The organism is Anabaena sp. 54 (assembly GCF_017355725.1).
GTDB classification, from domain to species: Bacteria; Cyanobacteriota; Cyanobacteriia; order Cyanobacteriales; family Nostocaceae; genus Dolichospermum; species Dolichospermum heterosporum.
On sequence record NZ_JAAVWA010000002.1, the window covers coordinates 254,297 to 268,096 of the forward strand.

11 protein-coding genes are annotated in these 13,800 nt (G+C 39.4%); 3 read left to right on the forward strand and 8 right to left on the reverse strand.

Annotated features, from left to right (window positions below):
- Positions 1-71: 71 nt before the first annotated feature.
- The 5 genes from pstB to pstS form a co-directional block, all read right to left on the reverse strand.
- A complete protein-coding gene (gene pstB / locus HEQ36_RS03700) occupies positions 72-851 on the reverse strand; it encodes a phosphate ABC transporter ATP-binding protein PstB (RefSeq protein WP_168635133.1) in 780 nt (259 codons plus the stop codon).
- Positions 852-889: 38 nt separating this feature from the next.
- Positions 890-1,762, reverse strand: a complete 873-nt coding sequence (gene pstA, locus HEQ36_RS03705; RefSeq protein ID WP_039201098.1) for a phosphate ABC transporter permease PstA — start codon at positions 1,760-1,762, stop codon at positions 890-892.
- Between the two features lie 137 nt (positions 1,763-1,899).
- On the reverse strand, positions 1,900-3,147 hold the full coding sequence (gene iscB / locus HEQ36_RS03710) for an RNA-guided endonuclease IscB (RefSeq protein ID WP_168635132.1): 1,248 nt from the start codon (positions 3,145-3,147) through the stop codon (positions 1,900-1,902).
- A gap of 244 nt (positions 3,148-3,391) precedes the next feature.
- Positions 3,392-4,381 carry a phosphate ABC transporter permease subunit PstC gene (pstC, locus tag HEQ36_RS03715; RefSeq protein WP_168635131.1) on the reverse strand — a complete coding sequence of 330 codons (990 nt, stop codon included), beginning with the start codon at positions 4,379-4,381 and terminating at the stop codon, positions 3,392-3,394.
- Positions 4,382-4,543: 162 nt separating this feature from the next.
- Positions 4,544-5,584: a phosphate ABC transporter substrate-binding protein PstS gene (pstS, locus tag HEQ36_RS03720; protein ID WP_168635130.1), complete on the reverse strand. Its 1,041-nt coding sequence runs from the start codon at positions 5,582-5,584 to the stop codon at positions 4,544-4,546.
- Between the two features lie 734 nt (positions 5,585-6,318).
- On the opposite strand from pstS, the gene HEQ36_RS03725 reads away from it, so the two are divergent.
- Both HEQ36_RS03725 and HEQ36_RS03730 read left to right on the forward strand, forming a co-directional pair.
- Positions 6,319-8,118: an aspartate kinase gene (locus HEQ36_RS03725; protein WP_168635129.1), complete on the forward strand. Its 1,800-nt coding sequence runs from the start codon at positions 6,319-6,321 to the stop codon at positions 8,116-8,118.
- Positions 8,115-8,444 (forward strand): YnfA family protein, encoded by a 330-nt coding sequence (locus HEQ36_RS03730; protein ID WP_234413306.1) that lies wholly within the window; start codon positions 8,115-8,117, stop codon positions 8,442-8,444. The genes HEQ36_RS03725 and HEQ36_RS03730 overlap by 4 nt, the downstream gene beginning before the upstream one ends.
- A gap of 373 nt (positions 8,445-8,817) precedes the next feature.
- Here the strand turns inward: HEQ36_RS03730 and HEQ36_RS03735 are convergent, their stop codons facing one another.
- The 3 genes from HEQ36_RS03735 to HEQ36_RS03745 all read right to left on the reverse strand — a co-directional run bounded on the left by HEQ36_RS03735 (position 8,818) and on the right by HEQ36_RS03745 (position 12,786).
- Positions 8,818-9,216 carry a nuclear transport factor 2 family protein gene (locus HEQ36_RS03735; RefSeq protein WP_053538146.1) on the reverse strand — a complete coding sequence of 133 codons (399 nt, stop codon included), beginning with the start codon at positions 9,214-9,216 and terminating at the stop codon, positions 8,818-8,820.
- A gap of 72 nt (positions 9,217-9,288) precedes the next feature.
- Positions 9,289-10,677 carry a histidine--tRNA ligase gene (gene hisS / locus HEQ36_RS03740; RefSeq protein ID WP_053538145.1) on the reverse strand — a complete coding sequence of 463 codons (1,389 nt, stop codon included), beginning with the start codon at positions 10,675-10,677 and terminating at the stop codon, positions 9,289-9,291.
- Between the two features lie 687 nt (positions 10,678-11,364).
- On the reverse strand, positions 11,365-12,786 hold the full coding sequence (locus HEQ36_RS03745; RefSeq protein WP_168635128.1) for an aldehyde dehydrogenase family protein: 1,422 nt from the start codon (positions 12,784-12,786) through the stop codon (positions 11,365-11,367).
- A gap of 128 nt (positions 12,787-12,914) precedes the next feature.
- Between HEQ36_RS03745 and HEQ36_RS03750 the strand changes: the two genes are divergently transcribed.
- A complete protein-coding gene (locus HEQ36_RS03750; RefSeq protein WP_053538143.1) occupies positions 12,915-13,778 on the forward strand; it encodes an oxaloacetate decarboxylase in 864 nt (287 codons plus the stop codon).
- The last annotated feature ends 22 nt before the right edge of the window (positions 13,779-13,800 follow it).

Below are 13,800 nucleotides of genomic sequence, written 5' to 3' on the forward strand. Positions count from 1 at the left end.
GGGATTTAGGAATAGGAATGCTATTGATTTTAAATCCTGATGACGCTCAAACTACGCATTCGGTGTTGTAGTTAACCAAATCGTCCAGATACATAGTCATGAGTCCGAGTATCTAGAGGACTACGAAAGATTTGACTAGTCTCCCCGAATTCCACCATTTGACCAATGCGACTTTCATCGGTACTAAAAAAGGCAGTAAAATCAGAAACACGAGTTGCTTGCTGCATATTATGGGTAACAATCACAATTGTGAATTCTGTTCGCAATTGGTGAATTAATTCTTCCACTTTTATTGTAGCAATTGGATCAAGGGCTGAACAGGGTTCATCCATTAGCAATACCTTGGGTTTAACAGCCAAAGCCCTAGCAATACAGAGACGTTGTTGTTGTCCACCGGAAAGACCTGTGGCAGACTGATGAAGTTTATCTTTGACTTCATCCCACAAAGCCGCACCTTTAAGGGCAGATTCGACAATTTCATCTAATACTACTTTTGGAGATTTACCAGCAATTCTCACACCATAAGCCACATTTTCATAAATGCTCATGGGAAAAGGATTGGGTTTTTGGAATACCATGCCAATTTCTCGACGCAGACGATTGATATTAATGCGAGGATCATGGATATTTTGACCAAAAAACTCTATCCGACCTTCAACTTTGACTTTTCCTTCTAATTCACTAATCCGATTAATGGTTTTAATGAATGTGGATTTACCGCAACCGCTAGGACCAATTAATGCAGTAACTTGATTTTTATAGATATCTAATGATATCCCTTCAATAGCTTTATAGTTTCCGTAGTAAAAGCTAAGATTCTTGACTTGGATGGCAGTAGTTAAGTTACTCATGATTGACTAAAGTAGGAAAGAAAATTTTTTAGTTGACCTTATCTTTTCTTAGCAATTACGCGAGACAGCAAGCTGAAAAACAAAACTAAAGTCAGGAGAATGATGGAGGTTGTCCATACTAGTTGATTTACGGCTGGATCAGGATTGTTATAAAGGTTAAAAATCAATACTGGTAAGGAAGCAGTAGGACTTAATAAACCATCTGACCAATTTTGACTAAATAAAGCGGTAAAAAGTAGTGGTGCTGTTTCACCAGATGCACGAGCTATAGCTAGGGAAATCCCCGTAGTAATCCCTGGGATAGCCGAACTAACAATAACACGAAAAGTAGTTTGAAAGCGAGTTCCTCCTAATGCTGCGGATGCAAGACGTTGGGGGACGGGAATTAGCTTTAAAGCCTCTTCTGTTGTTAATACTATCACTGGTAGCATAATTACAGCTAGAGCAAAACCACCAGCAATGGCACTAAATCCCTTAGTTAATAAAACAATCACACCATAAGCAAATATGCCGACAACAATGGAGGGAACACCTGTAAGAATGCTAGTAATAAACCGCACATACCGCGTAAGTGGGTTGGTTTGACTAAATTCTGCTAAGAAAATTCCTGTAATTACCCCGACAGGAATACTGAGTAATGCACCGATACCTACCATAAGTATAGTACCAAGAATAGCATTAGCAAACCCATTTTCAATTAATGGATGAAATAACATCTCTAGTCTGAAGCCAGAAAGCCCCCGTGACATGATTTCCCACAATATGGATAACAATGGCAACAGTGCTAAACCACTCAGACCAAAAGCAATCCCGGTCATTGAGTATGTAAATAATTGTCTATCTGTGGATAGGGGCTGACATAATGAAGCCGCAGCGGCTTGATCTGTTTCTGAATTTGTATAAGCACTCATGTTAATTTTGGATTTTGGATTTTGAATGAGTAATATGTAACCAAAAGTAAAATTTCCCTGTTCCCTCTTGCCTCTTGCCTCTTGCCTCTTGCCTCTTGCCTTACGTCCTAATCCCAGAATAATGTAGTGTTTCGTAGTCAAAAGTAGGAATAAGCATCTTTGCTGTGGAGTTTTTTGAAATCAGTAAGTTTACCGCCAATTCTTTTCCCGTCTACCCTTATCTCTAGCCTAGTCGCAGATTGCACTACAACTCGACCTGAGACACCTTGACAACAGGCGATATCACCTGTGTTCCATTTGTGTTCATACTTTTGTCGGGGGTTAGAGCAAGGGAAACCGAACTTGTTTATACGGCACAATCTTCTTGTTCCCTGTCCAGTAGATTTCACTTTTAATATATTTGTTGTTAATATATTTAAGTTTTCTACTACTCCAACACAAGCCGCATCTATCCAGTGTTCCTTGGGGAGATTTAATTTTCTCCTATTAAATTTTGTCCTTCCACCAGAAGCTGTCGTAATTGGTAATCCAGTTTCTTTTAAAGTGTGGAATAAATCCCATCTTGTAGAGTTAACAGCAGCCGCATCCTTTAAAGGTCTTTTTGACTGAAACTTAATTTTTGTTAAGAGTTCTGGTTTTTTAGCCAAAAACTTTTCAATGTCCTGTGTTCCTTTTTTTTGATTGCATTTTTCACAGGATAAGCATAAATTACTTATTCTGTTACTTCCTTCTTTCGCTTTAGGTTGAATATGTTCTATTTGAAGCGGGATATCTTTTGCATCACAGTAGCTACATTTTCTCTCCCATTTCTCTAGTAAATACTCTCTAACTTCGTAACCTTGTAACTCCCCTTGCTGATACTCTATTCCCGATATCTCAGGGTTCTCTAATTGTTGTAAATCAAATCTAACTAACTCTTGAGTAATAGCTGCAATTGGGGCATATTTTATTAATCTTTTGACCCAAGTGTTAGTAGTCAATACCCGATGTTTTAAACTTGGAGCTAACCAACTTCTTGTGCGGGTTCTATTCAAAAACCGTGGCTTTCTATAGCGAGTATGGCGGTTTCTTCTACTACGCCTAATTCCTCTGCGTGTTTCCAACTCACCTTTGATTACAGCACCACGATGCTGTAATTCCATTCCCCAAATAACCTCATCTCGGTTATTTACCAAGGAAATACCTGTAAATTTAGAGCCGGGATCTATCTTTAAATCAATGGGACAAGTAACGATATTTTCGACTACACGATTCATGATTAAGACAAACGGGAAGCGGCGAAATACTGCTGCTTTACCGCTATTCAAAAGCTTTTTAGCTTGTGCTGGATGAATAGGATTCATCGGCGTTTTGTTAGCATCAATTAGAAAAACGAAATTTGACATTGTTAAATTTGGTCTGTTTGACCAATCCTTATTTCTAAGTAAAGTTTGCTTCAACCTGGTTATCTAAGCTTGTTAAAGTAAAGACACTTTCCTTTCGGAATGTTTAATCAGTACCGACAGAGCATGGAACTAGCGAATCCCAAGGTGTCTTGACTTAAATAACAGTTACCCTTTGATTACGCTCAGGGTGGTCTGGTTCACATCTAATCCGTATTACTACGTTTTAGAATGATCCCTCTCCTACTTATCTATTTTTTTTGCCAACCCATTCGACTATTAATACAGCCGCAATATTTATAGCTAGTGTTAAGGCAAATAAAATTAGACCTAAATAGCTTAATGCCCCAATATGTAAGCCCGGTTCAGCTTCGGCAAATTCATTGGCTAAGACTGCGGGAATATTATATGCTGGATCTAGAAGGGATATACTGATTTGGGCGGAGTTACCAATTAGCATTGTGACAGCCATTGTTTCTCCTAATGCCCTGCCCAGGGATAGCATTGTTGCGCTGACCATCCCAGAAAATCCTGCTGGTAATAAAACTCGAAAAATTGTTTCCCAACGAGTTCCGCCTAGAGCCATAGATGAGCTACGTAACTCTTTAGGAATAACCATTAAAACATCACGAGAAATAGCTGCCATTGCGGGTAAGGTCATAATGGCGAGAACAATGCCGGCTGTTAACATATTGTTGCCGGCGGGGTCTTGTGTGTTAAATAGGGGGATAAACCCGAAGGTGCTACCTAACCATTTCTCTATGGGTGTGATGACGGGAATAAATACGAAAATGCCCCATAAACCAATAATTACGCTGGGGATAGCGGCAATTAATTCAATGACGAAAGCTATAGTGGTTTTGACTGGATTCGGTAAAAAATCTTCACTGGTGACTAGGGCTATGGATATGCCTACCGGTATAGTTAATAAAACAGCGATCGCACTACTGACCAAAGTTCCATAGATGTAAGGTAATGCCCCGAAAATCTGATTCCCTGTATCCCAATCTTGACCCCATAAAAAGCCCAGTCCAAATTTACCAATAGCTGGTTCTGCTTGCTTGAAAATCACCCAGGTCATGACAAAGAGGATGGCTATAGTAATCCCAGCGAAAAGATACACTAGCCATGTAAATCCTTTATCAAACCAGAAATTAACGCCACCTGTGGATGTTAAATCAATATTGCCATCACTTAAACTTAGTGAATTATTCTGAGATTCAGATGAATTAGCCATGTTCAATAAAAAGTTTATGAAATCAGGTAAATTAGATGTAAGCGCACAGCCGTCATAAACCAGCTAAAACAATGAAATGGTCAAGTAAATAAAAGTAGGTTTCAATTACCTACATTTCAACATTGAAAGCTGATACATAACGGCTGAATGCTTATGTAAAAATTACTTAACGTTGCTATTTACTGTTTGTAAAACACGGTTCACAACATCACCAGGAATTTTGGTGTAGTTGAGGTCATCATTATACTGTTGACCGTCTTTAAGTACCCAGTTAATCCATTTTTTCATGGCTTCAGCTTTAGCAGGAGTGGGATACTTTTTGTAAACCATCATCCAAGTTAAACCAACAATGGGATAACCTTGTCCTGGATCGCCAATAAATACGCGGTAGTTATCAGGGAATTTCACTGTTGATAAAGCTGAGTTCGCAGCTGCTAAAGAAGGAGCGACAAATTCTCCTTTCTTATTTTGTATTTCTGCTGAATTTAGTTTGTTTTTAGTAGCGTAGTCATATTCAACATAACCAATAGATCCAGGGGTGCTTCTCACTAAAGCAGCTACACCAGGATTACCTTTACCTTTGAGAACGTTTGGTAAAGTCCATTTGGGAGCAGTATTAGCGCCAATTCTACCTTTGAAATAACCATTAATAGCACTTAAATGGTTGGTGAAAATAAATGTTGTGCCACTACCATCAGCGCGAACTACAAATTTAATTGGACTGTTTGGTAGGTTTACACCGGGGTTATCCGCTTTAATTTTCGCGTCATCCCATTTAGTAATTTTTCCAGAAAAAATATCTGGTAATGTGGTACGAGATAATCTCAGTTTGTTGACACCAGGTAAATTATAAACAACGGAAACAGCACCACCAGCAGTGGGTACTAAGATCACACCATTCTTAACTTTAGCGATTTCATCATCTTTCATCGCTGCGTCACTACCACCAAAGTCAACTGTTCCTGCAATAGTTTGACGAATACCACCACCACTACCAATTGCTTGGTAGTTAACTTTTAAGTCTGGGTACTTTTTCTTAACTTCACGAGCATATTTTTCATACAGAGGAGCAGGAAATGTTGCTCCAGCACCGTTTAAAGTTTCAGCTTGAGCGATCGCACTCAACATTGGACTCAATGCAACAGCCCCAGTTATGACTGAAGTGGCAACAACACGATTCAAAATGGTGGATAAAAAAGTCATACTGCCTCTTAAGTTTTCAGAAATACTTACTTAGGGAATTACATCCTGGTATTAATTTGATATTAAATGGTTAAGAAAAAATTAAGAACACGGCAAAAGCTGTTTAAGTTTAATTTAAACATTTAATTTTAAGTAGTGGGGGGAGTGGGGGAGTGGGGGAGTGGGGGGAGTTGGGGGAGTTGGGGGAGTTGGGGAGTTGGGGGAGTGGGGGGAGTTGGGGAGTTGGGGGAGTGGGGGGAGTTGGGGGAGTAGGGGAGTAGGGGGAGTTGGGGGAGTGGGGGGGGTTGGGGAGAAATTTCTTCTTTCTGAACTCCTGATAGCGAAGCGTGGCGTTAGCCATACTTTTGAATGGGCGCAGGCCCTGCGCCCCTACCTCCTGATAGCGTAGCGTGGCGTTAGCTATACTCCTGTTCAATACTCCTGTTCAATAAAATATCCTAGCAGTGTGTTATGTAAATAAACAGTCTGCTAGGAATAAGTAATATTGCTTGCCATGTTTGAGCGGATTAGTATTTATTTGCATAAAAATACTGTCCTACGGCTAACTACAATAAACAAAAAAGGTGTATAAATTGGTTAAGATAATTCATGGAAATGGTTAATTTGTGATTAAAATCAAAGTCCGAGATTGCTAACGGGTGTATTTTTTTTGGTAATCTAAACTGGCACTTTTAGGGTTTTTCATAGTCGTGACAACCCTGACTGTGGCAAAACAAGTGATTAAAGAGAATTTTATGGCGCTTATAGTTCAAAAATACGGTGGTACATCTGTTGGTTCAGTCGAACGGATTCAAGCTGTAGCAATGCGGGTTGAAAAAACTGTCAAAGCTGGAAATTCTGTTGTAGTAGTGGTTTCTGCAATGGGTAAAACCACTGACGGGTTAGTTAAACTAGCTAATGACATCTCTAAAACTCCTAGTCGTCGGGAAATGGATATGCTGCTTTCCACAGGGGAGCAAGTTACCATTGCTTTACTAAGTATGGCATTGCAGGAAATTGGCCAACCAGCAATTTCGATGACTGGCGCTCAGGTGGGCATTGTTACCGAAGCAGAACACTCTCGCGCTCGGATTTTACATATTGAAACTGAACGCTTAATGCGGCAAATTAATGGCGGCAAAGTGGTTGTGGTTGCCGGATTTCAAGGAATTAGCAGTACAGAACAATTAGAAATTACTACTTTGGGACGTGGTGGTTCTGACACTTCCGCAGTGGCGATCGCCGCCGCTATCGGGGCAGATTTTTGTGAAATTTATACAGATGTTCCGGGAATTTTAACTACAGATCCGCGTCTTGTTCCTGAAGCCCAATTATTGACAGAAATCACGAGTGATGAAATGCTGGAATTGGCTAGTTTAGGGGCGAAGGTATTACATCCCAGGGCTGTGGAAATTGCCCGCAATTATGGCGTTCCCCTGGTGGTACGGTCAAGTTGGACAGATCAGCCCGGAACTTGGGTAACAACGCCTCCAAGGCAAGATCGGGCGTTAGTGAATTTAGAATTAGCTCGACCTGTGGATGCTGTGGAGTTTGATATTCAACAGGCTAAGGTGGCTTTATTGCGTGTTCCTGATAGACCAGGGATAGCAGCCCAGTTATTTGGGCAAATTTCCCAGGAAAATGTTGATGTGGATTTAATTATTCAGTCTATTCATGAAGGTAATACTAATGACATTGCTTTTACAGTAAATACTTCAATATTAAAACGGGCGGAAGCAGTATCATCGGCTATAGCACCGATATTTAAAAATCAGCATAGTTCAGATGAAGCGGAAGTAATAGTAGAAAAAGATACTGCTAAAGTGAGTATTGTCGGGGCGGGAATGATTGGTCGTCCGGGGGTAGCAGCGCAGATGTTTACAACTTTGGCGGAAGCTGGTGTGAATATTCAGATGATTTCTACCAGTGAAGTTAAGGTGAGTTGTGTTGTTGATGCGGTAGATTGCGATCGCGCTATAGCTGCTTTGTGTCATACTTTTGAAATCAACTCTTCTTCTGCTTCTCTCTCCTGTGCTGCGACTAAATCCCCTGCTGTGCGTGGTGTCGCTTTAGACATGAACCAAGCCCGAATTGCGATTCGGCAAGTACCAAATCATCCGGGTATGGCTGCCAAATTGTTTGGATTTTTAGCGCAACATAACATCAGTGTGGATATGATTATTCAATCCCAACGTTGTCGAATAGTAAATGGTGTTCCCGGAAGGGATATTGCCTTTACTGTGGCGAGAATGGATGCAGAAAACGCTCAACAGAGATTAAAAGCAGTTGCCAAAGAGTTTGATTGGGGTGAGGTAGTATTAGATCAGGCGATCGCTAAAGTTAGTATCGTTGGTTCTGGGATGGTAGGACAACCGGGCATAGCCGCTAAAATGTTTACAGCCTTAGCTAAAAATCACATCAACATTCAAATGATAGCCACTTCAGAAATTAAAATTAGTTGTGTTGTCGGACAGGATGAAGGTGTCAAAGCATTACAAGTTATTCACTCAGCTTTTGATTTAGCTGGAAGTGAAAAATTTGTAGTTCCAGCGTGAAAATACCCAACCTGATTTTTCTCCTAATTGCAGCATTTGCAGAAATCTCCGGTTGCTACAGTTTTTGGGCATGGTTAAGATTAGGAAAAAGCGTCCTTTGGGTTATTCCTGGAATTTTTGCTTTGATCATCTTTGCTGTGTCCCTAACTAAAGTAGATGCCGATAATGCTGGCAGAGTTTATGCTGCCTATGGAGGAATTTATATCCTTTCATCCTTGCTGTGGTTATGGCTATTTGAAGGAGTAAAACCGAATAGATGGGATTTATCAGGTGTGATAATTTCCGTTTTGGGAACGGTAATTATTTTATTCGGTTCACATAGATAATTAAAATCTCACGCAAAGGAAGACAAAAACATTTTCTTAATTATACTAAACACGGGTGAGATTTAAACTTTTGCCAAATGACAAATAACCTAACTCGTCTCGTTCCCAGTCTCTGACTGGGAATGAATTCTAGAAGGCTCTGCCTTCAATGATATTAGAGCATCAACTGCATTCCTAGTCAGAGACTAGGAACGAGATGTGGTAGGGATTTGAGCTTAAGTTGACACATATCAGCTTTTGCTTTACCCCTAGGTTTAGAATCAAACAATCAAGCCGTTTTGAGTATATATCGAGTATATTATAGCCTCCTCCTCGCCTGCGAGGGTGCTGGGGTTCTTATAGCTGACTGAATAAAAAAACGCTGTATCTCTCATTAATAAGATTTACCATCACTACCAAAGTATTCTCGATAGGCACAAACTTGATTATCTCGAATATCAAAAGCAATTGCAACCCGATTTTTATAAGCATTACCAAATGAGTTACCTTCATCCCGAAATTCAAAAATCACTGTTTTTTCATTGCTAGTAATACTGTCTAAAGAGGTAATCTTAATTCCTAGTTGGAAGGACTCAGAAACATATTCAAAAAACTCCTTTGCTCGTTTTTTACCTACATTTAAACCGTGAAATTTTCCCATAGGAAACCAAAAGGTAAAATCATCTGTCAGCATATCTAAAAATGCTTGCCAATTACCAGTTTCTAAACCTTGTACAAAATACCCAAATGCCTGATTAGCGACATTTAAGGTGCGTTCTGATTGTGTAGTCATCTATCTATTCCTAATTTTTGATTTTTTGATAAATTACCAAGCTGTTGGCGTGGTAATTAAAATGATGCCAAATTATGCAAGTCTGCGTTTAACTTCCTCTACCAAATCTGCCAAATTCACTTCTATTTGTTCACCACTTTGTAAATCCTTCAATGATGATTTTTGCGCTGCTGCTTCTTCCCCACCAATAATTACACAAAACCTAATTCCTTGCTTATCTGCCGCTTGAAATTGTTTACCTAAAGGGCGTTTTTCAAAGTTAGTCACAACATTAATTCCCCCTTGACGTAACTGTTGCGATACTTGTAAATAAACAGGCATTAAATCCTCTTGCATATTTACTACTACAACTTGGGCAGGTGTGGCGGATAAAGTAGTCAGAATACCCGCTTTTAATAACCGGCTAATTAACCGAGTTAAACCAATAGAAATACCCACACCAGGCATTTTTTCACCAATGAATGTTCCCACTAATTCTTCGTACCTACCACCAGAACAAATACTCCCCAAAGCCCCATGACCTAATAAGGTAGTTTCATAAACAGTGCCAGTATAATAATTTAAACCACGAGCAATAGATAAATCAATACAGAAACGTTTATCAGCAACTCCTAAATTTCTCACTCCATTAATTACAGTTTCTAATTCCGTAACTCCTAAATTAAATCGTTCTGCATCTGGCAAACTTTCAGCCAGGTGTTTGAGTTTATCTAAAATATCATCAATACTGCCATCAATTTTCACAAACTCAATAATTTTTTCCGTTTGTTCTGAGGAAATACCTTCTGTCTCTAATTCTTGTTTAACTTTAGCTTCGCCAATTTTTTCCAAATTATCAATAATACTAATACAGGTTTTAATTTGGTTTTCAGCAACTCCTACTGATTGAAAAAAACCTGTGAGGATTTTGCGGTTATTAATACGAATGACAAAATCACCAATATTAATTTTTTCAAATATTTCCGTGATAATTGCCGGCATTTGGGCATCATAAAGTAAACTCAGTTTACCACGAGCAACCACATCAATATCACATTGTCGAAACTGCCGAAACCGTCCATCTTTTGCCCGTTCACCCCGAAATACCATATCCATTTGATAACGAGCAAAAGGAAAAGTTAATTCATTTAAGTGACGGGCAATATACGCAGCAAGAGGAACAGTTTGATCAAATTTTAAAGCCCTGGCTTCTGAACCAGTTTCTCCAGATTTATCCTTTTCTGCTTGGCGATTTGGTGGTAAAATTGGCTCAATACCATAAATAATATTGTCACCTTGATTACCTTTAGCTTGCAGGACTTCTAACCTTTCCACTGCTGGAGTTTCAATAGGTGTAAAACCATAACTTTCAAAAACCTGACGAATAATATCTAGTAAATATACTTCTAGACGCTTTTCGCTAGGTAAAAATTCGGGAAAACCGCTAGGAGTAGAAAAGTTAATTTTGTCACTTTTAGTCATTTTTTTACCTTAATAAATGGGAAATTAATTACAAAAAAAGGGAACAGGGAACAGATAAGAAACTAAAGTTTCACCAGTTTAGAGCTTCAGTCAAGAAAAAGATGTTTTTAAAAGATGCGTAGCACGAAAAAAAACAGTGTCATTATTTCAATCTCATGTTTTTAAACATGAGTTTTTTCTGTTCCCTGTTGCTTCTTCCTCTGAAAGACTATTATCCAATAAGTAAGTGGGCGTTAAAAAGTATAATATAAACCTAAACCCCCAACCCCCTTCCCTGGTAGGAAAGGGGGAGTCAAAGCCTCTCCCCTGGTAGGGGAGAGGTTTGGAGAGAGGTTTTATATTTAATTGTGCCAAGCTACTTAGGGTTTGCTGAAAAAGTTGTCTGTGAGGGCTAGAAGTATGGCTAACGCCACGCTACGCTATCAGGAGGTAGGGGCGCAGGCCCTGCGCCCATTCGGGAGTATGGCTAACGCCACGCTACGTTATCAAGAGGTAGGGGCGCATGGCCTGCGCCCATTCGGGAGTATGTCCCTGCGCCACGCTGCGTTATCAAGAGGATTTAGAAGAAGTTAGAAGTAATATCAAGTCTGGAAAATTGAGCGATCTTTTCTTTGATAATAAACAGAATTGACTTTTTGTCTGTATTCGATTTTATTTTGTTCACTTACTTACCCAGTTTCTATATCCCTACTCTTCATTATTAAACCACCAAGGGTCTTTATCAAAGTTAGTTTTAATCAAAAAGGCTTTTTTTCGCATAAAGCGTTTAAAGGCAGCTTTACCCATGCGTGAACCTCCCAAACCAGAAAATTTAAAGGAATTTTTCTCTCCTTCGTGCATCATAGCTGTTAAACCTGCATCATTAATACTAATAGCACCTACATCTATTTGCATACCAATTTCTAATGCTAACTCTTCTGATTCAGAAAATATAGCAGCACTTAATCCATAAATAGAATCATTAGCTAAATTTATCGCTGCTTCTATATTAGCAAAAGGCATAATCGGCATAATTGGACCAAATGTTTCTTCAGTCATGACTTTCATAGAATGATCAACTTCAGTCATAACCGTAGGACGACACCACCAACCTCCACCTAATTCTTCTACTTTACCACCAGAGTGAATTACTGCACCTTTGGCAACAGCATCTAACAGATGATCATTAATAATAGCCGCTTGTTTTTCACAAATAATTGGACCAATTTCACCGCTTTCAATAGTTGGATATGCCAATTTCAATTCATGAGCTTTAGTGACTAATTGATGATAAAATTCTTCAAAGATAGATTCAGCAACATAAATTCTTTCAATTGATAAACAGGACTGTCCAGAGTTCACAACAGAACCCCATAAAATTGCTGAGGTTGCTAAATCTAAATCTGCTGATTCTAAAACAATAGCTGGGTCTTTTCCACCTAATTCTAAGAAAGCAGGAATAAATTTTTGGGCTGCCGATTCTGCCACTAACCGCCCAGTTTCTACACTACCTGTAAAACAAATTAAATCTACATCTTCTATTAAATCTGCTCCTGTTTGTCCTGCTCCTTCAACAAAGTTTAAGATATCACGCAATTGAGGAATTGTATTGATTGTAGTCATCAAGGGAGCAACAAATCGGGGAGTAATTTCACTAGGTTTAACTATTACGGCACAACCCGCTAGTAAAGCCGGAATCGTATCAATTGTAGATAACAATAGGGGGAAATTCCAAGGACTAATTACGCCAACTAGAGGATAAGGAACAGCCATTTGTTGTAAAGCAATAAAAGGAATAGATGTATTTTTTGCTGTCCCTTGTATTAATTGTGGAGCTAAATTACACCATTTATCAATACTAGAAATAAATGAATCCACCTCTGTCACTGATGTTGATAATCTTCCAGTATCACTGACTAAAGCTTCTATTAATTGTGTTCGGTCTGATAATATAGCTTGTTTCCATGCTTTTAAAGCGGCAATTCTGCCTTCAATTCCTAATTTTTGCCAGATAATTTGTCCTCTTCGCAAACGGTGACATTGCTGAGAAAGTAATTTTGGTGGCGGAGGAACAATGACATAATCAAATTTACCTGTGCGGGGGTTGCGGACTTCTATTGGTTTACTCATTTGTGATTAATTTAAATTTTATCTCTCGCAAAGGCGCAAAGGCGCAAAGGAAGAAATACCGTAAGCTTCCGAAAACGTTTTTACAGTATTTATTGTATTCTCAAAATAGTCCATTTAGAGTTATTTGTATGTCTGCTGCTCAAAAACTGCGCGAATTACTGGCACGTCCTGAAATTATCGTTATTCCTGGTGTTTATGACTGTTTGAGTGCAAAATTGGTAGAAAAGGCGGGTTTTGATGTCGCTGCTACCAGTGGTTTTGGGATTGCTGCTTCTACCTTGGGTTTACCTGACTATGGTTTTCTCACTGCTACGGAAAATTTATCCACTGTCGGGAGAATAGCTCAGTCAATTAATATACCCTTGATTGCTGATTGTGATACGGGTTACGGTAATGCTTTAAATGTGATGCGAACTGTAAAAGATGCGGTGCAGTTGGGTTTAGCTGGGATTATTTTAGAAGACCAAGAATGGCCGAAGAAATGCGGACATTTTGCAGGTAAACGGGTGATTTCGATGACGGAACACGCGGGGAAAATCCGGGCTGCGGTGGAAGCACGTGGTGATAGCGGTTTGGTCATTATAGCCCGAACTGATGCCCGTGCGCCTTTGGGGTTGGAGGAAGCCATTGCTCGTGGTCAATCATACATCAATGCTGGTGCAGATGTCTTGTTTGTGGAAGCTCCCCAATCTGTGACAGAGTTGGAAATTATAGGTGCTGCTTTTCCTAATGTGCCATTGGTAGCAAATATTGTTGAAGGTGGGAAAACTCCCGCTATTTCCCCCGCAGAATTGCAAAATTTGGGGTTTAAAATTGTCTTTTTCCCTCTGACTGCATTGATGGCTGTAACTGAGGTAATGAGTGGTTGTTTTCGTCATTTAAAGGAACAGGGAAGGACTGATAATTTATCTGGTTTGATGAATTTTCAGGATTTTCAAGAATTGATGAATGTGCCGCAATATTTATCTGTGGAGAAGGAGTATAAGGAATGAATAATATCCAAAGATAATTATG

Bases quoted from the DNA above. Each gene is read 5' to 3' on its own strand.
- HEQ36_RS03745 (WP_168635128.1), bottom strand. From the start codon at position 12,786: ATGAGTAAACCAATAGAAGTCCGCAACCCCCGCACAGGTAAATTTGAT.
- HEQ36_RS03735 (WP_053538146.1), bottom strand. From the start codon at position 9,216: ATGACTACACAATCAGAACGCACCTTAAATGTCGCTAATCAGGCATTT.
- pstC (WP_168635131.1), bottom strand. From the start codon at position 4,381: ATGGCTAATTCATCTGAATCTCAGAATAATTCACTAAGTTTAAGTGAT.
- pstB (WP_168635133.1), bottom strand. From the start codon at position 851: ATGAGTAACTTAACTACTGCCATCCAAGTCAAGAATCTTAGCTTTTAC.
- hisS (WP_053538145.1), bottom strand. From the start codon at position 10,677: ATGACTAAAAGTGACAAAATTAACTTTTCTACTCCTAGCGGTTTTCCC.
- pstS (WP_168635130.1), bottom strand. From the start codon at position 5,584: ATGACTTTTTTATCCACCATTTTGAATCGTGTTGTTGCCACTTCAGTC.
- HEQ36_RS03725 (WP_168635129.1), top strand. From the start codon at position 6,319: ATGGCGCTTATAGTTCAAAAATACGGTGGTACATCTGTTGGTTCAGTC.
- iscB (WP_168635132.1), bottom strand. From the start codon at position 3,147: ATGTCAAATTTCGTTTTTCTAATTGATGCTAACAAAACGCCGATGAAT.
- HEQ36_RS03750 (WP_053538143.1), top strand. From the start codon at position 12,915: ATGTCTGCTGCTCAAAAACTGCGCGAATTACTGGCACGTCCTGAAATT.
- pstA (WP_039201098.1), bottom strand. From the start codon at position 1,762: ATGAGTGCTTATACAAATTCAGAAACAGATCAAGCCGCTGCGGCTTCA.